We start from the raw sequence: 16,484 nt of genomic DNA, 5'->3' as shown, positions 1-16,484 counted from the left end.
CGCTGGCCGGCCGATCGTGACGGTTCTGGCATACCACGATTGTCCTACCAGGCAAGGCGAATCACCCGCAACGACTCACCCTATTACCGAAAGATCTTTAAGTCCTTGACTGCTTGGTCGAGACGACGGATATCGAGTGGTCCGCGGACATCCACGACCGCGTTCATCGTGAACCATGGGCCGGTCGCGAAACCAGGGCGACTGTTGTCAAACGTCAGCGCGAATCGTTGCCAGACAGCCAATGGCTTGATCATCGGACCAGGGCTCCTCTCGCGGTCGCGTAGATCCCAGCCATCAACGCGATTCGCTCTGCTGGCTTGTCCTGCACTGTGAACAGTCGGTCCAGTTGTGCTTCGTAGTACGCGATCGGTGGGAAGGAACGGATTTCGTTCTTCGAGCCTTTGATCGACAGGTTCAGTGGCAGCGGGGCTGCTACCGGCCTGAGTAAGTTCCGGACTCGTACTGAGGCTGTTGTGAACAGGAACTCCACTTCGGCTATGTGCTTTCCGCCGATCGAACAGTCCAATGTGGCCTCCCGGCCGTCTTTCCAATTCAGCTCAGCTTGAAATGCGGTGTCCGTTCCGTTCGGACCGTCGAATGCGGACTCTCCCGTGCCGATAGCGCCGTCAAGACCGATTGTGGATTGCACGGCCTGCAGCCAGTAGCTCGCCGAGTCGAAGAAGATACCGCCGCCCAGTTCCGGGCGGGTGCGGTAGCTTCCTGCAGTTGGTGGAAGAAACTGGATTCTGGTGTGGATACGTTGCAGCGCGCCGAACTCGCCCGCTGAAACGATCTCGCGGACGGCTGCCTGCCATGGATGGCCTGCTGTCGGGATCGCCTCGACGACATGGACTCCGTGCGTCGAAGCCGCGCTCTCGAGTGAGGCGAATTCCTCGGTCGTCAGGCACAGCGGCTTCTCGACGACGACGTGTTTTCCTTGGGATGCGGCACGAACGGCCCACTCGTGGTGTGCGGAGTTGTGCAGTGACACGTAGACCACATTGATGTCAGGGTCGCGGACCAACGCGTCGTAGTTCTCGTGGACGCGTTTGATCCCGTTCCTTGCAGCGAACTCGCGGGCACGAACGGGATCGCTTGCGGCTACAGCGAGGACATGGACGTCGTCGCGGCGACTCGCCGGTCCGACGATCGCGCGCTCTGCGATTCCTGTTGCACCGATCAGCCCGATGTCAAGCCGCATGGGCGACTCCTCGAACAATCATGCCTGCTGCCGCGACGGCGTCAAGGACACGCTGCCGCAGGACATCAGGATGCGGTGACATCAGTGCGAAGTACACGCGGCCGCCTGGTGCCGCTAGCTTGCTGCCGTTGAGCACGAGGACGCCTTCACGTTCCCCGCCCGTGTAAAGGATTTCGCCAAGTGCCTGCGCGATCGAGGAGATTCCGCTGCCGGGCGGGATGGTGAGTTCCACCTGGGAAAGATGCGCGGCGACGGGGAAGCGTGTGTCCAGCACCAGGGAAAGCAGGCCAAGTGACTGTCTGGCGTTGACCTCTAGCACGGGGATGAGTGTGCCGTCCCGCAGGAGCATCGAGTCGACACCGACCGGGCCGAAATAGCCTGCCTTGACCAACCTCTCTGCTACCGAGTCGATGATCGAGAGATATCCCTTGTCCGCCAGGAACTCGGTGAATTCGGGGGTGGCGGGGGAGGAACCCATGTGTCGTAGTCCCCGGTTCGTCATCACCTGGATGCCGAGGTGCTGCCACGTGCCGTCCCGCGAAATCAGCACGTGGGCGGAGAAATCCCGTTCTACCGTGTACTTCTCTTGGACCAGCAGCTCGATTCGCTTGCCTTGCTTGGTCAATGCCCGCTCGATCCCCCGCAGAACTCCGGGGGATTCCACAACCAGAGCGCCTCGGCCGGATACTCCGTACGGATCCTTGACGATCGCGGATGGGAAACGGGACACGGCCGCGGACAGCTCGGCCACCGACCGGACCACTGTTCCGGTACCGGGCAGCTCCAACTCCTGTGCCAGTGTGTTGGACCAGGTCTTGGAGTTCACCTTGGCGACGACATCGTTGTCAGGCAGTAGATCTGTCAACCTGGCTGTGTCCGGAAGGACCGCGTAGGGCGACACGGTGAACCCTGCGACCAGGTCGCGGGACACGTTCCGCTCAAGCGGTTCGTGCGGCCCATCGACGGCGACGTGATCGAACGTGATTCGCGCCGCCCCCAGTCCATCTCGGACGGCAGTCGCCATGGGATAGCGGGTGATCAGCCGGTCACCGGGCATGCAGTGGCCCGCGAGGAGTTCGTCCATCGCGGCGACGGTTTCATCCGCGCCCGCGAGGGAAATCGCTGGGAGGGCGGCTTGATCCGCTGGTCGCCACCACTTCTCCGAGTCGTAAGTACCTAGTCGGGCTGCGTTGATGCTCGATCCTGCAAGCAGATCTTCGGGCGTCACGGGGCCGCCAGGGCACTTGTCGACTTGATGAACGCGGCGAACTGGTTGACCGAACGCAGGTGGTCAAGCTCAAGGGTTTCGTAGTCCAGCTCCAGGTCGAAGGCGTCTTCGATACCCAGCAGGAACGAGATTGTCTGGAGCGAGTCGAGGCCGTATTCATCGACAAGGTCGGCGTCCGAGCGGATCTCCAGGGGTGTGATACCTGCGCCAAGCACGCCCGCGAGCACTGTCTTGATGGTGAACTCGATGTCGGACATGGGTTTCACACTCCGTTCAGGTAGAGAAGGATGCACTTCGAGCAGACCGGCATCATGCCGTTGGCCGACAGGATCTTGCGGATCTCACGGAAGTCGTTGCTCTGCCACAGTTCCGCGACCGGTGTGTCATACAGGTTGCCCACCACGAACTCGGGGAAGAACTTGCACGAACTCACCGCGCCGTCCGCGTGCACCTCCATTCGGTTGGACACGGCGAGGCACTTGTTTCGGTGCTGCGCTGGGCGGGACGTGCCGCGGATGAAGTCCTCGACCTCGTCGGCTTCCAGCTGTGGTTGATAGCGCACGCGGACTCGCCATGGCCTGCTGTTCAAGCGTGCCATGGATTCCCGCAGCACCGGGATCTGCTCTTCGGGGAGTTGATAGGTGTACGAGTGCCAGGTCGGCTTCTTGGTTTTGGTGTCAGGGTTGAGCCATGCGAAGGACTCTTCGTACACCTTGTCCATCGCTTCGGCTACTTCCGGGCTGATGAACCAGGGGAACTGGAAGTACACCGTGTTGACGCCGAGTTCTTCGGCCCACTCCATGAACTCGTACATTTTGTACACGGTCACGTGGGACACCATGCAGGACAACGAGATCTCGCCGTCGAACTTGCCTTCGCGCTTGAGGTCCAGCATCAGCTGGATGTTCTCCATCGTGCGCTTGAACGTTCCTTTGCCGCGCAGCGCCTCGTGATCCTCGCCGAGTCCGTCCAGGCTGATCAGCAGGTTCAGGTTCGAGCCGATTTTGAGCAGGTCCTCGAGTTTGCGCTTGAACAGCAGGCCGTTCGTGCACATGTTGACCGTACGTGGATAGCGTTCCAGCAGGTCGGCGACCTCGTTGAACTTCGAGTGCATCAACGGCTCGCCGCCCCAGAGGAACGTCTTCGATCGCACGGGTGCCGTTGTCCGCAGGACCTGTTCGACGACGTCGATCTCCAGTTCGGTGCGCTGCCGCTCGATGCTGAAGTCGCGGAAGAAACCCTGTTCGTTCCACTGGTAGCAGTGGGTGCAACGGAGATTGCACTTGTATGTCAGCTGCATGCTGACTTCTTGCGGCAGTGGCGCGGCGTATCCAGGGTCTGCCAGCAAGCTCTTGCGCGCCCGTGACCGGATCGCGACGGTGTGCTTGATGTCAGCGAACTCCTTGGCGTTCAACGTTCGTGTGGTGGTCGGGTGCATTCGATCCTCCTCCTTGCGTTGTGCCCAGCTCAGGAAGTTCGTTGGGGATGGTCCGCAGCAGCAGGACGCTTGCCGCGATGCAGATACCGCCTGCGGCCAGGACGACGACCAGGCCGGTTGCGGTGCCGAGCAGAGTCGTCAATGCGCCAGCGGTGACACCGGCGAGCATTGAGCCGAACGGGATCGTGGACGACGCCATGGTCCGGGCGGTGGCGTGCACTGTGGACTGCTCACCAGGTGGGGTCAATGACTGCCGGATGCTGGTTGTCAGGACGTTCCACACCGGCAGCCAGAACGCCGAGCAAACCCGGATGAGCAGCAGGAACACGACCGGCGCGAAGAACAACGTGACCGGGACCGCCAGCCACAGCAGCCCTTCCAAGGCGCTGAGCAGCAATGCCGCGCGGACACCGATTCGCCGGGCGATCCGTTGTGTCATCAGCGCGCCCAGCAGGGCACCGACCGCACCTGCCGCGAGCAGGAATCCACCGCCCAGGCTGGATAAACCGAGTGCTCGGTAGGCGAACAGCAGCAGAACCGCGTCCACCACACCGGTTCCGAAACCACGCACAGCGGTTCCGCAGACCACTCGCCGCAGCAGCGGCTGACTCCAGACGTACGAGACCCCGACGCGGATCCGCGCCGCGATCGAAGGTGGCGAGGTTAGATGCGGTGGAAGTTCTTCAACGACCTTGATTCGGGTCCGGCCTAGTGCTGAGACGAGGAACGGCAAGGCGTTCACGCCGATCGCCGCGATCCCGCCGAGCAGGTTCATCACCGCGCCCGCGAGCGCTGGTCCGATCAGTTTGGACAGACTGTCCGAGCCTTGCAGGCGTGAGTTGGCCGCGAACAGCTGACCTGGCGTGACCAGAGTGGGCAAATAGGACTGCCCGGCGATGTCGACGAAAACCGTTGCGATCCCGGCCAATGCGACAACGACGACCATCTGCGGGACGCTCAACCATCCGGTCAGCGCCGCGAGCGGGATGCTCAGGAACGCTGCGAACCGGACGAGTTCGCCCGCGATCATCACGCCCCGGCGCCTGCGTCCGGCCAGCAGTGCGCCCGCGATCATGCCGAATGCCGGGTACGCCAGCCATCCGGCCGCCGTGATCAGTCCAACCTGGGCGGTTGACGCGTTCATGACCAGAATCGCAACGCTTGGTACGGCAAACCCGGTCAGCCGGTCGCCGACGAAACTCATCGTCTGGCTGCCCCAGAACCACTGGAACCCGACGGGCAGAACGGCCGGTGGTTTCGTCGGTCGCATCGTCCCCCTCGCGTTACGAGCCCATGGCGAAGCCACAGTTCGCGGAACTGTCGGTGTCCCCCCAGATGCGTTGAGTTCTAGTTGACACTCAACTGATGGACGTTCCTTCAAGCAAGAATTTAAGTCCTTATGTGATCCAGGTCACTTTCGTTCACGCAGGTCAAGATGGGTGTGCGGCGCGAAGTCGCCAGCGCGGAGATCATCTCCTCGGCTCGCCAACTGTCCTGGTAGTACCCCTTTTGGCAGACAAGATCCGCGTGTGCGCCGCGTTGGATGACTCGTCCGTTCTCCAGAACGACCACATCCTGGAACCCGTCGAGGTGGCTGAGCCTGTGGGTCACCAGAACCACCGCGCGGTCGTGGGTCGCGGCTCTCATGTCGGCGAGGATCTTGTCACCTTGGTCCGTGTCAAGACTTTCTACGGGTTCGTCAAGGAGAACGATTGGTGCGTCGGCGAGCAGGGCGCGGGCGAGGATGATGCGTTGCCGTTGTCCGCCGGAAATTGTGTCCGCGTCGATCACTGTGTCCCAGCCTTGGGGCAGCGAGGCCAGCCACTCGTCCAGCCGGACAAGGTGTGCGACTCGGTCGAGGTCGTCCTGGTTGCAGTGCGGTTGGGCGAACGTGAGGTTTTCTCGGATAGATCCGGCAAAGATGTACGCGTCGGCCGTTGCGCCACGTGCACTGGGCTCCCTGCGGGCGATGTCCGCCAGCAACGCGCTCTTGCCAGCGCCGCTCGGGCCGACTATGGCGATGTGCTTGCCAGGTGCCAAGTCCAAATCGACTTGAGGCGCGGCGCGTGGTGGCGTCCCGGGTTCGGTCAACAGTGCTCGGATGCGAGCGATGGCTGGACGGACTTCCGTCCATCGTGCCGCGGCTGATGACAGCGGGAGGAAGATCTCCATCGCGGTCAATGTGCCGAGCGCGAGCGCGGCCGTGGTAGGTCCGGGTGGTAGCAAGGTGATCAGCGCGAACACCGCTCCGATTTGGACCGTGATGCCCAGTGCGCCGATGAATGCGCCGGGGCGGCGTTCAACCGCTGCGATGGATGCCGCCGTGGCCTCGGCTTGCTTGAGTTTGGCCGGGCGGGCTCCGTAGACCTCCAGTTCGGCCGACCCGTGGATCAGATCAAGCATGTGGTCGGCGAGCTTGGCGCGATCCGGGACTGTCCGTTGGGCGGTCCGGGCCGCAAGTCGCGCCGCCACGAATGGCAAGACAAGCCCTGTGATCACAAGGGCCCACAGCAGCACAACCAATGCAGTGGCTGACATGACAGCAGTGACTGTCAGGCCGATCGCCCCGACCGCTGCGGCGACACAGGCCGGAACAACGCACCGAAGTAGACCGTCCTGAAGAGAATCCACATCGGACACGACCCGGGTGAGGGCGTCACCTTCCCGGATGTCCTTACGCCTTACGAGCGCGGCGTAGACCTGGCCACGAAGGTCCGCCATCGCCCGCAGGACAGCTGAGTGACCGGCCAGGCGTTCGGCGTACCGCAGGCCACCGCGGGCAATGGCCAAGGTTCGGACGAGCACGATGGCTACCGCTAGCGCGGCTAGAGGCAGCTGGGCGGCGGCACTGACGATCAGCCATGCGGCGGTCGCGGTGAGCCCGATGGCGGCTAGGGTCTGTTTCGAAAGTCATGGGAGCCACTCGTTGATCGCTGCGATGGTGACCGTGGTTTCGTAGCGAACGGCGAGCTTGTCGTATCTGGTGGCGACGGCTCGGTTTCGTTTGAGACGGTTGATCCCGCACTCGACAGCGTGCCGTTGCTTGTAGATCTCCTTGTCGAATGCGGGTGGTCGTCCTCCGTGTGAGCCCTTGTTCTTGCGGTTGCGGACCTGGTCGGCCTTGTCCGGGATGGTGCAGCGGATACCGCGCCTGCGCAGGTAGGCGCGGTTGGCGCGGGACCCGTAGGCTTTGTCGCCGAGCACCCGATTCGGGCGGCAGCGCGGCCGACCGCGATCCCGCCGGGGTACCCGGATACGGTCGAGCACCACCTGAAACTGGGGCGAGTCACCTCGCTGGCCAGCGGTGATCACGATTGATAAGGGCTTTTGTCCCTGCTCGACCGCCAGGTGAGTCTTGGTCGTCAACCCGCCTCGGGAGCGCCCCAGCCCGTGATCGGCCGGTTCGACCTCGACCCCGCCCGGAGACTCCTTCTGGAGATCCCCTTTTGACGCGCACCAGCCGCGTGCTGGTGCGCACGAGCCACCGTGGAGTCCACGCTGACATCCCAGGTGATCAGGCCCGCAGCGTCCGCGTCCGCCTGCAACGCGACCAGAATCCTCTTCCACGTGCCATCCCGTTGCCACCGCCGGAACAAGCCATACACCGTCTCCCACGGGCCGTAACGCTCCGGCAGATCCCGCCACGGCACACCGGTTCGAACCCGAAACCGGATCCCGTCAATAAGCTTCCGCTTCGCATGCTTCGGCGGCCTGCCAGGCTTCTTGCCCCTGGGCAGCAAGGGTTCCAGCTTCGCCCACTGCTCGTTGGTCAGATCACCACGCCCCACGAATCAAGATCATCTCAAACCTTGATCAACTTGTGAAACAGGCCCTAGTTCGGCAAGAACAGCGGTGCACGCGGCAAAGGCCATCCGGTGGAGTGGCAGGTTCATCCGACTCGCACCACCCGGTCCGTCTCCGGCAGCAAGGCCGGGCGGTGGGCGACGAGCAACGCGGTCTTGCCAGCCAACAACTTCCGGCTCGCCGCCAGCACAGCCTGCTCGGTTTGAGTGTCCAATCGGGCGGTTGGTTCGTCCAGCAACACCAGGGGCGCCGAACGCCGAAGCAGCGCACGTGCCAAGGCGACCCGTTGCCTTTGCCCACTGGACAGTTCGCGCCCTGGGCGGTCCATGCTCACGTCGAGGACTGCGGCTGCCGCTGCGCGGTCAATGTCCACATCGGTCGCATTGGCGTCAGCTAGCCGGATGTTCTCGGCTACGCTGGCAGCCATCAACCACGGCCGTTGTGGTACCCACGTAAGGCAATCGTGCCAGCCTGCGATCTCTCTGAGGTCGATGTCGCCGACCCTGACCCGGCCTTCCGATGGCTTGGTCAGACCCAGGACGACCGACAGCACTGTGCTTTTCCCAGCTCCGCTTGGACCGATCAGTGCGACTCGCTCACCTGGCTCGATGGTCAGCCAGAAGTCTCGTATGGCAGGCTCCTCGCGCCCTGGATAGCGCACGGTCACGCCTTCCAAAGAGATTCTCGCGGTACGCAAGTCCGGCGGCCGAGTGTTGACGGCCACCGAAGGTGCCTTCTCCTTGAGCTCCAGGACATTCTTCAGGACGGTCAATCCCTCGGCTGCCGCGTGGAACTTCGTACCAGCCGCTCGTAGCGGAAGGTAAGCCTCGGGTGCGAGCAACAACACGAGCAGTGCGGTCTCCAGGTCGACGCTTCCGTTCAGCAAACGCAGTCCAACTGGGACAGCAACCAGAGCTATGGACAGTGTGGCAACGAGTTCGAGTACCAAGGCCGACAAGAACGCGACCCGAAGGGTTTTCATGGTCGCGTCGGCGTGCTGGACCGCCATCTCCCGTACGATCCTGGCCTGCGCGCCTGCCCGCTTGAACAGGATCAGAGTTTCCATACCGCGCACGACATCCAGGAAGTGGCCGCCCAGCCGGGAGAGCAGGTCCCACTGGCGTTCGGTCTGCCGCTTGGTGTGCTTGCCGACCAGGATCGCGAAGATCGGGATCAACGGCAGCGTGCCCGCGATGATCAGCGCCGATGTCAAGTCCGCGATGCACAACCGGACCAACACCGCCAGCGGCACGGTCGCCGAGAGGACCATCTGCGGTAGATACCCGGTCAGGTACGGGCCGACCGCGTCAATTCCTCTTGTCACCAATGTGGTCTGCGCGCCAGCGGAGTCCATCGTGGACCGCAAGACCCGTGACCGCAGGTGCTCCTTGGCTGACGCGGCAAACCTGGCCGCAACGCTTTCCTGAACCCACAACAGCAAAGCACGTCCGGCCAAAGCCGCGATTGGCAATGCCAAGGTGACGCTTCCGGTCAGCAGTCCTGCCAGCAACTCGGCTTGGAGCAGGACGAGACATGCGGTGCACGCGGCCAGCAAACACAGCGTGTACACATAGCGCCGGGAACCCGGCAGGTCGGGGATCACCAGAACAGTCCCGTCCGCTCGTCCACCCGCTGGCGGAAGATCCACCATACGACCACCTGCAGCCCGATCACCGCGGGCACGACCGGCAACGCGAGCCAGCCAATCTGCGCCAACGTTCCGGAAGACGAAGCAATGGCGTCATACGACAATCCGGCCCCACCCTCCAAAGAAGACACCAAGGCATTCGGCAGATGAGCCGCAACCACAGCGAAAACCGGCAACACACAAGCCAAGCCCGTGCACACGACAGCAGCCATCGGCCGCTTGTCCACAAGCGAACCAGCCGCGAACACAGCAAGAACAACCAGGCCAGCACCGAAAAGAGACACCCAAGGATTGGCCAGATCCAACGAGAATCCGGCCTTGACCACAACCGCGAGAACCGTCACCGCACTCGGGGTGATCAACAACTTGGCCACGCGCTTCGCCCGTGAAGCCAGCCGATCGGTCGACCGTGCCGCGAGGAAAGCCGCGCCATGCAACGTGAACAACGAGAACATCAGCACGCCGAACAACAGAGTTCCCGAGTCGATCAGGCCACTGAAGTCGCCAGTCGGATACCCGTCAGGACCGAGCGGCAGTCCTTCGAGCATCGCGCCGAGCAGCATGCCCCACGCGACCGCGGTCACCCCAGCGCCAACCGTGATCATCAAGTCCCAGAAGGGTTTACGCCCGATCCCAAGCCGCCCGCGCAGCTGTGCCGCGACCGTGAACACGATGACGCCGAGCACGATCGCCAACACGACCGGATACGCCCCGGAGAACAATCTCCCTTCGAACTTCGGGAACACGCCGAGCAAAATCCCGGCCAATGCCACCAACCACACCTCGTTGCCGAGAAAGAATGGCCCGACTGTGCCTAACACCTTTCTTCGTTCGGGTTCGTCGCGGCCGATCAGCCGGATCAGGATGCCGACTCCGTAGTCGTAGCCGGCCAGTGCGAAATAGCCCGCCGCGAGCACGGCAAGGGTGAGAATCCACAGGAAATCCATCTCATACTCCAGAATCAGAGTGTCGCCATGATCGGCTCGGGTTTCACCACGTGCATCTCCAATCGCGGACCGCGCTTGGCGACACGGGCGATCAGCACCCAGTTGGTGATCACGAGGCCGACGAGGACGATGGTGAACGCGATGTACGAAGCGAGCACGCTGTCCGCGCTGACCGACGAAACACCGTCGGACGTGAGCAGCAATCCGTTGATCAGGAACGGTTGCCTGCCCATCTCACGAAACAGCCAGCCGAAGATCGCCGCGACGAACGGCAGTGGAATCAAGGCCATCAGCAGATAAAGCGGGACCCGCAGCTTCACGATCCAGTTACGGAAACACAGCAGCCAGGCGACCCACGCGGCCGTCGAAAGCAGGAAACCGATCATGATCATATTGCCGAGGAATGGCCCCACATCCGGCGGCAAATAGGTGCCAGGCCCGAACTTCGCTTCACCGGCCGCCTGCACCACAGCGTCTTTCTCCGGACCGCCGAGCTTGGCCGGTTGGACCTTGTCGAGCACGGTGAACTGCTGGAACCCGAAACCGATCGTCAACGAACTGGCGACCGCGGCCACACCAAGACCGAGTCGCATGGACCGCCGGAAGAACTCGACCTCGCTCGTACGCCTGATGAAGTGGTACGCGCTGACGCCGGCCATGAAGATCCCGCCGGCCAGCAGACCCGCGGCGAGCACGTGCGCGAGCGCGTTCCACAGCGACGGGTTGCTCAGGAAAGCGCCGAAGTCCGCCAGTCGCAGGACGTCGCCGTCCATCCGGTAGCCGACTGGGTTCTGCAGGAAGGCGTTGGCGCCCATCACCCAGAACGCCGACAGGTACGCGGTGAGCACGACCAGCCAGATCAGCGCGAGGTGCACCCAGCGGTTGAGCTTGCCCCAGCCGAAGATCCACAGTCCGAGGAACGTGGATTCGAGGAAGAACGCGACCAGCGTCTCGATGGCCAGCGGCGCCCCGAAGACGTCGCCAGCGAACGCCGTCAGGCCCGTCCAGTTCAGTCCGAACTGGAACTCCATCACGATCCCGGTCGCGATGCCGAGCACGTAGTTGATCACGTAGAGGTGCCCCCAGAAGCGGGTCATCCGCTTGTGCACCGGTCTGCGACTGATCGTGTACCGGGTCTGGATCAGCGCTATCAGCGGCGCGAGACCCAACGTGAGCAGCACGAACAGGAAGTGCAGCGATGTCGTCGTCGCGAACTGCAGTCGCGCGATGGGTACCAGGTCCATAGGTTGCGAAGCTACATATCGGAACGCTACGCATCAATCGGGGTTTTCCCTGAAACCGGCAGAAAACGCTGGGCGGTGTGACTTCCAACCCGTAGACTCGCTACGTATGAAGCCGGATGTGCTGCGAGGACACCTCGACGCGCTGTTGCTCGCCACTCTCGACGGCACGCGTCTGCACGGTTATGCCATCATCGAAGCACTTCAGCTGCGTAGTGGCGGTGCGCTGGACCTGCCAACCGGCACGGTCTACCCAGCGCTGCGACGCCTGGAAAGAGCCGGGTACGTCACAAGTGAGTGGAGCACTGTGTCCGGCCGACAGCGCCGTACCTACCATCTGACGAAGGCAGGGCAACGAGCGCTCGTGCAGGAACGCAACGCATGGCGTGAGTTCACGGCTGCGATCGAGGGCGTACTCGGGGAGGGGCCATGGCCGGCGCAAGCGTGATCGACGACTACGTCGCGGATCTGGACACGCGGTTACGGGGAAACCGGAAGACCAAGCTCGACATGGTGACCGAGGCGCGCGACAGCCTCGAAGACGCCGCCGACTGCTACCGGTCAGCGGGCTTGTGCGACGAAGACGCGCAACGCAAAGCCGTCGCCGACTTCGGGCCCGTCGGGGCGATCGCAAGGGACTTCCAAGGCGAACTGGCCGTCGCGTACGGCACGCGCACACTGCGTTCGATCCTGTTCATCCTGCCCGCGTTGCACCTCGGCTGGGAGCTCAGCAGGCTGATCTTCCTGGGGCCGTGGGAGAACTTGCCCGCTGGCAACCCGCCGCCAGCGTGGTACATGCCGTTGACGCAGATCAACGACAGCATGCCGTGGGCCGTGTCCATCGCGACCGCGCTCGCGTTGCTCGTCGGACGGCTGATGTCACGTCGTATCGCCGACAACCGGCTGATCGCGCGGTGCGCCGCTGGTGTGGCGCTCGTGACGGTGAGTGCGGCGCTGCTGTCGAACTTGTCGCTGGGGATCGCGTCGACGATCGTCAACCCACAGCTGATGCTGAGCACTCCGCTGGTGCTGCTGGCCAGCGTGGCCGCGATCGCTGTGCTGGCCCGGCTGACCGTGATGGCTCGAAAGGCAGTCCGGTTCGCGGTCTAGTGGCAAGATTGCTTTCGTGACCACCGCGTTGTTCTACCTCGTCGTCATGGTCTTCGTGGCGGCCGTGGTTTTCCTGCTCGCCTCGGTGCTGTTCGGCCGTGGCGAGGAGTTGCCGCCATTGCCGCCGGGCGCGTCGCCAACGCGGCTGCCGTCCGAGGGCATCACCTCTCAGGACGTCGGCAGAGTGAAGTTCCAGATGGTGCTGCGTGGTTACAAGATGTCCGAGGTGGACTGGGTTCTGCAGCGCCTCGGTACGGAAGTCGACGAACTGCGCACGCGAGTCGCCGATCTCGAGCAGCAACTCGAAGACAAGGCGGCCGTCAAGTGAAAGAACCAGTCCGCTGCGATTGGGGTAACTCGACGCCGGATTACGTGGCCTATCACGACGAAGAGTGGGGAACCCCGCTGCACGGCGTCGACGCGATGTACGAACGCTTGTGTCTTGAGTCGTTTCAGTCCGGCTTGTCCTGGATCACGATTCTGCGCAAAAGGGAGAACTTCCGGGCCGCGTTCGCACGGTTCGACCCGAAGCTGGTCGCCGAATTCGACGACTCCGACCGGGCGCGGCTGATGGCCGACGCCGGGATCGTGCGCAACCGGGCCAAGATCGACGCCGCGATCCGCAACGCGGGCGCCGTGCTCGCACTCGACGAGCCGCTTGACGAGTTGTTGTGGTCATTCAAACCGGCCAAGCACAAGCGGCCGCGCAAGATGGCCGATGTACCGGCCGTGACCGACGAGTCGAAGGCGATGGCCAAGGAGCTCAAACGACGCGGTTTCGTGTTCCTCGGGCCGACGACGTGTTACGCGCTGATGCAGGCCACCGGGATCGTCGACGACCATATCGCCGCGTGCTGGCGGTCGAAGTAAATGCCGCGAGAAATCGAACCCGAGCATGGTCTCTGGATGCGTGACCATCTCGTTACCAAAAACGGGAAAAATAGCCCGGCGTGTCGCGTCTCGGCGTGTCGCGTGGGGAAGTCGTTGTGCTCGGCGGCAGGCCCGTTACCTCGAATCTGTCACACCAGGTCGACGAGTGGTCACCAAACGACACGCAAAAGATCGGTTCGATTTCGTCGCGGTGAGCGGATAGGAGAGAATGGCGTTAGCCGAGGCTGGTGGACCCGGCCTGCGGTGGGCAGGCTATGACGGAGGGAGCACGCTATGGCGGCCATGAAGCCCCGGACCGGAGACGGTCCCCTCGAGGTGACTAAGGAGGGTCGGGGCATCGTGATGCGCGTCCCACTGGAGGGTGGTGGACGCCTGGTGGTGGAGATGTCACCGGACGAGGCCAGCGCCCTGGGGGACGCGTTGAAGGCCGCCGCGGGCTGACCACTCCTCTTCAGGCGGGCCCCGGTATCCGCGCGCATTTAGATATCGAGCGGAGCCGGGGCCGCGTCACGTCTAACAGCGAGTCGCAGGAGGTCTTCGTTGCGCACGCCCGTGCCGTCGTTACCCAGTCCGATGCCCGAGTTCGAGGTGGCGGCCACGCCTCGCCGTGGTATTCCCGTCGCCGTGCTCGCGTACAGCGGCGACTCCCCGGCCCTGGGGCCGGGTGGGGCGGACCTGAGTGCCGACTGGGCCTCGACCGTGGGGCTGACCGGCAAAGCCGGTGAAGTGCACGCGGTCGCCGATGGCCGCTGGGTCCTGGGGATCGGCGGCGCGACGGCGGCCGAGTGGCGTAAAGCCGGGGCCTCGCTGGTTCGTGCTCTTGAGGCGCGGGCTTCGGACGACGCCGACGCGGGGCGCCGCGTCCTGAAGGCCGTGCAGCTCACGTTGCCGCCTTCGGTCTCCGACGACCACGTCGCCGCGTTCGTACTGGGTGCGGCCCTTGGCGGCTATCGGTACAAGGTTTCCTCGACCCAGAAGCCGCGGCTGAAGACTGTGCGACTGGTGACGGAGGAGGAGCTGCGGCCAGCGGTGGATCGTGCACTGGCGATCGCGCTCGGCACGACAGCCACACGTGACATGGGTAACACGCCTTCGAACGTGAAAGACCCGGCTTGGCTGGCGTCGAGGGCCGTGAAACTGGCCGCGCAGCTGCCCGGCCTCACGGTCGACGTGCGTGACGAGAAGTGGCTCGCCGCCGAGGGGTTCGGCGGATTGCTCGCGGTCGGCGGCGGCTCGGCCAGCCCGCCCCGGTTCGTCGAACTGTCCTGGCGTCCCGCTAAGCCAGTTGGACCGCACATCGCCTACGTGGGCAAAGGCATCACCTTCGACACCGGCGGCATCTCGATCAAGCCAGCCGACGGCATGCACCTGATGCGAACCGACATGTGCGGCGGCGCGTCGGTGATCGCGGCCTTGGTGACCATCGCCCGGCTCGGCCTGCCGGTGCGCGTGACCGGCCTGGTGCCGATCGCGGAGAACCACGTGTCCGGTTCGTCCTACCGGCCCGGCGACATCGTCAAGCACTATGACGGCCAGACCACCGAAGTCAGCAACACCGACGCCGAAGGCCGAATGGTCCTCGCGGACGCGATGGGTTACGCGATCCGCCGCGTGAAGCCGGACCTGATGGTGGACGTGGCGACGCTGACCGGCGCGATGAAGGTCGCACTTGGCGTGCGGACCGGCGGCCTGTTCGCCACGGACGACGACCTCGCGGCCCGGATCATCGATGCCGGAACCCGTAGTGGTGAATCCTGGTGGCGGATGCCTTTGCTGGCCGAGCTTGAGGACGAGGTCGTCAGCGACATCGCCGACTGGCGCCAGTGCCCGCCGGGGCCAGGCGGCATCACGGCCGCGTTGTTCCTGGAGAAGTTCACCGACGGCATCCCGTGGGCCCATATGGACATCGCCGGACCGGCACGGGCCGAGAAGGTCTACGACGAGGTCGTGCCAGGGGCGACCGGCTTTTCCACCAGGACCTTGGTGGAACTAGTGAGCTCGTACATCTCGTGAGTGGTTAGTTGAGTTAGAACACGCCTAACCACTCACGAGGTCTGAGCTGCGGAAAAGTCGCGGAAGGCCCGGACCGCTGGGGTTAGCTGGTCGTGGGCTGGCCACACCAATGCCACCACCCGGCTTGCCTGTGGCGTCAACGAGATCTCGACGAGGCCGGGTGTCGGCAGCTCGGCCTCCGGCAGGATCGCTACGCCAAGGCCGGACGAGACCAGCCCGCGAACCGTGTCGGTCTCCTGGCCTTCGAAGCTCAGCCGTGGCGTGAATCCGGCGGCCGCGCACATGTCGTCGGTGATCTGACGCATGCCGAAGCCGCGTTCCAGGCCGACGAAGTCCTCGTCAGCCAGCTCACGCACTTCAACGCGGGACCGCCGAGCCAACCGGTGCGTGTCGGGCAGCACGAGCTTGATCTCCTGGCGCTGCACGGGTGCCCACGCCAGCTCGGGCTCGTCCGGCGGCGGGCTGTAGAACGCCAGGTCCACCTCGCCAGACCGCATCCGGGCGATGATCTCCGCCCGCGACGACTGGATCAGCCCGAATCGCACCCGCGGGTGCCGGAACCGGAACGCCCGCAGCAACTCCGGAACCAGCGACCGCCCGAGCATGTGTAGAAACCCCAGCACCACACGGCCCTTTTCCGGGTCGATCTCCTCAAGCGCCTGCCGCGCGCCGGATTCCAGCGGTCCCATCGCGGCTGAAGCCGCCGAGGCCAGCAACTGACCGACTCTGGTCAGCCGCACGCCCCGACCGTCCTTCACCACGACAGGGGCGCCGACCTCCGCAGCCAGCGCGGCCAACCAACGGCTGACGGTTGGCTGTGGCACGCCCAACACCGCCGCGGCCCTGGTCACGTTGCCGTCGAGCGCGAGCAGGCGCAGCATGGCCAGCCGCGGTGCGATCGTCGCGGCCAATGATTCATGCGCGTGTGTATTGATAGGTCCATGATGCCGTATTGGACGTATT

17 protein-coding genes are annotated in these 16,484 nt (G+C 64.0%); 6 read left to right on the top strand and 11 right to left on the bottom strand.

Going from position 1 to position 16,484, the window contains the following annotated elements; genetic code table 11:
* Positions 1-250: 250 nt before the first annotated feature.
* From LWC34_RS37535 to LWC34_RS37490, 10 genes are all read right to left on the bottom strand, one after another.
* The gene (locus tag LWC34_RS37535) at positions 251-1,201 is read right to left on the bottom strand and encodes a Gfo/Idh/MocA family protein (RefSeq protein ID WP_233729973.1); all 951 of its coding nucleotides are present in this window, start codon (positions 1,199-1,201) and stop codon (positions 251-253) included.
* On the bottom strand, positions 1,191-2,429 hold the full coding sequence (locus LWC34_RS37530) for an ATP-grasp domain-containing protein (protein WP_233729972.1): 1,239 nt from the start codon (positions 2,427-2,429) through the stop codon (positions 1,191-1,193). The genes LWC34_RS37535 and LWC34_RS37530 overlap by 11 nt, the downstream gene beginning before the upstream one ends.
* Entirely contained in the window at positions 2,426-2,686 is a 261-nt protein-coding gene (locus LWC34_RS37525; protein ID WP_233729971.1) for an acyl carrier protein, read from the bottom strand. The genes LWC34_RS37530 and LWC34_RS37525 overlap by 4 nt, the downstream gene beginning before the upstream one ends.
* A gap of 5 nt (positions 2,687-2,691) precedes the next feature.
* On the bottom strand, positions 2,692-3,867 hold the full coding sequence (locus LWC34_RS37520) for a radical SAM protein (RefSeq protein ID WP_233729970.1): 1,176 nt from the start codon (positions 3,865-3,867) through the stop codon (positions 2,692-2,694).
* Positions 3,821-5,137 carry an MFS transporter gene (locus LWC34_RS37515; RefSeq protein ID WP_233729969.1) on the bottom strand — a complete coding sequence of 439 codons (1,317 nt, stop codon included), beginning with the start codon at positions 5,135-5,137 and terminating at the stop codon, positions 3,821-3,823. Before LWC34_RS37515 ends, LWC34_RS37520 begins: the two co-directional genes overlap by 47 nt.
* A gap of 119 nt (positions 5,138-5,256) precedes the next feature.
* A complete protein-coding gene (locus tag LWC34_RS58250; protein ID WP_233729968.1) occupies positions 5,257-6,672 on the bottom strand; it encodes an amino acid ABC transporter ATP-binding/permease protein in 1,416 nt (471 codons plus the stop codon).
* A 105-nt stretch (positions 6,673-6,777) separates the two neighbouring features.
* Positions 6,778-7,655 (bottom strand): IS5 family transposase gene (locus LWC34_RS37505; RefSeq protein WP_233723324.1). Its coding sequence is split into 2 segments (ribosomal slippage): positions 6,778-7,314 and positions 7,317-7,655, totalling 876 coding nucleotides; the frame shifts between segments, so codons are not numbered across the junction.
* A gap of 101 nt (positions 7,656-7,756) precedes the next feature.
* On the bottom strand, positions 7,757-9,322 hold the full coding sequence (cydD, locus tag LWC34_RS37500) for a thiol reductant ABC exporter subunit CydD (protein ID WP_233729967.1): 1,566 nt from the start codon (positions 9,320-9,322) through the stop codon (positions 7,757-7,759).
* Positions 9,271-10,266, bottom strand: coding sequence for a cytochrome d ubiquinol oxidase subunit II (gene cydB, locus LWC34_RS37495; RefSeq protein ID WP_233729966.1), 996 nt, complete (start codon positions 10,264-10,266; stop codon positions 9,271-9,273). Before cydB ends, cydD begins: the two co-directional genes overlap by 52 nt.
* 14 nt (positions 10,267-10,280) lie before the next feature.
* Complete coding sequence (locus LWC34_RS37490; RefSeq protein ID WP_233729965.1) at positions 10,281-11,510, bottom strand: cytochrome ubiquinol oxidase subunit I; 1,230 nt, start codon at positions 11,508-11,510, stop codon at positions 10,281-10,283.
* Positions 11,511-11,616: 106 nt separating this feature from the next.
* Here LWC34_RS37490 and LWC34_RS37485 point away from each other — a divergent pair, with 106 nt between their 5' ends.
* The 6 genes from LWC34_RS37485 to LWC34_RS37460 all read left to right on the top strand — a co-directional run bounded on the left by LWC34_RS37485 (position 11,617) and on the right by LWC34_RS37460 (position 15,521).
* Positions 11,617-11,955: a PadR family transcriptional regulator gene (locus LWC34_RS37485; RefSeq protein WP_033389537.1), complete on the top strand. Its 339-nt coding sequence runs from the start codon at positions 11,617-11,619 to the stop codon at positions 11,953-11,955.
* The gene (locus LWC34_RS37480; protein WP_233729964.1) at positions 11,937-12,617 is read left to right on the top strand and encodes a permease prefix domain 1-containing protein; all 681 of its coding nucleotides are present in this window, start codon (positions 11,937-11,939) and stop codon (positions 12,615-12,617) included. The genes LWC34_RS37485 and LWC34_RS37480 overlap by 19 nt, the downstream gene beginning before the upstream one ends.
* Positions 12,618-12,633: 16 nt before the next feature.
* The gene (locus LWC34_RS37475; protein ID WP_233729963.1) at positions 12,634-12,945 is read left to right on the top strand and encodes a DivIVA domain-containing protein; all 312 of its coding nucleotides are present in this window, start codon (positions 12,634-12,636) and stop codon (positions 12,943-12,945) included.
* On the top strand, positions 12,942-13,487 hold the full coding sequence (locus LWC34_RS37470) for a DNA-3-methyladenine glycosylase I (protein ID WP_233729962.1): 546 nt from the start codon (positions 12,942-12,944) through the stop codon (positions 13,485-13,487). The genes LWC34_RS37475 and LWC34_RS37470 overlap by 4 nt, the downstream gene beginning before the upstream one ends.
* 294 nt (positions 13,488-13,781) lie before the next feature.
* Positions 13,782-13,949, top strand: a complete 168-nt coding sequence (locus LWC34_RS37465; protein WP_084429709.1) for a DUF3117 domain-containing protein — start codon at positions 13,782-13,784, stop codon at positions 13,947-13,949.
* A gap of 99 nt (positions 13,950-14,048) precedes the next feature.
* Positions 14,049-15,521: a leucyl aminopeptidase family protein gene (locus LWC34_RS37460; RefSeq protein ID WP_233729961.1), complete on the top strand. Its 1,473-nt coding sequence runs from the start codon at positions 14,049-14,051 to the stop codon at positions 15,519-15,521.
* A gap of 32 nt (positions 15,522-15,553) precedes the next feature.
* Here LWC34_RS37460 and LWC34_RS37455 read toward each other — a convergent pair whose 3' ends face one another.
* Positions 15,554-16,432, bottom strand: a complete 879-nt coding sequence (locus tag LWC34_RS37455) for a LysR family transcriptional regulator (protein ID WP_308200191.1) — start codon at positions 16,430-16,432, stop codon at positions 15,554-15,556.
* Positions 16,433-16,484: the final 52 nt, after the last annotated feature.

Source organism: Kibdelosporangium philippinense, assembly GCF_021390435.2.
In the GTDB taxonomy this organism is placed as follows: Bacteria; Actinomycetota; Actinomycetes; order Mycobacteriales; family Pseudonocardiaceae; genus Kibdelosporangium; species Kibdelosporangium philippinense.
Note: the sequence above shows the minus strand (reverse complement) of the source record. Positions and strands in the feature narration are given on the sequence as shown.

What these genes read in the sequence shown, in the direction of transcription:
- LWC34_RS37515 (WP_233729969.1), bottom strand. Translation starts at nt 5,137, where the DNA reads ATGCGACCGACGAAACCACCGGCCGTTCTGCCCGTCGGGTTCCAGTGG.
- cydD (WP_233729967.1), bottom strand. Translation starts at nt 9,322, where the DNA reads ATGGTGGATCTTCCGCCAGCGGGTGGACGAGCGGACGGGACTGTTCTG.
- LWC34_RS37490 (WP_233729965.1), bottom strand. Translation starts at nt 11,510, where the DNA reads ATGGACCTGGTACCCATCGCGCGACTGCAGTTCGCGACGACGACATCG.
- LWC34_RS37465 (WP_084429709.1), top strand. Translation starts at nt 13,782, where the DNA reads ATGGCGGCCATGAAGCCCCGGACCGGAGACGGTCCCCTCGAGGTGACT.
- cydB (WP_233729966.1), bottom strand. Translation starts at nt 10,266, where the DNA reads ATGGATTTCCTGTGGATTCTCACCCTTGCCGTGCTCGCGGCGGGCTAT.
- LWC34_RS37525 (WP_233729971.1), bottom strand. Translation starts at nt 2,686, where the DNA reads ATGTCCGACATCGAGTTCACCATCAAGACAGTGCTCGCGGGCGTGCTT.
- LWC34_RS37520 (WP_233729970.1), bottom strand. Translation starts at nt 3,867, where the DNA reads ATGCACCCGACCACCACACGAACGTTGAACGCCAAGGAGTTCGCTGAC.
- LWC34_RS37480 (WP_233729964.1), top strand. Translation starts at nt 11,937, where the DNA reads ATGGCCGGCGCAAGCGTGATCGACGACTACGTCGCGGATCTGGACACG.
- LWC34_RS37485 (WP_033389537.1), top strand. Translation starts at nt 11,617, where the DNA reads ATGAAGCCGGATGTGCTGCGAGGACACCTCGACGCGCTGTTGCTCGCC.
- LWC34_RS37535 (WP_233729973.1), bottom strand. Translation starts at nt 1,201, where the DNA reads ATGCGGCTTGACATCGGGCTGATCGGTGCAACAGGAATCGCAGAGCGC.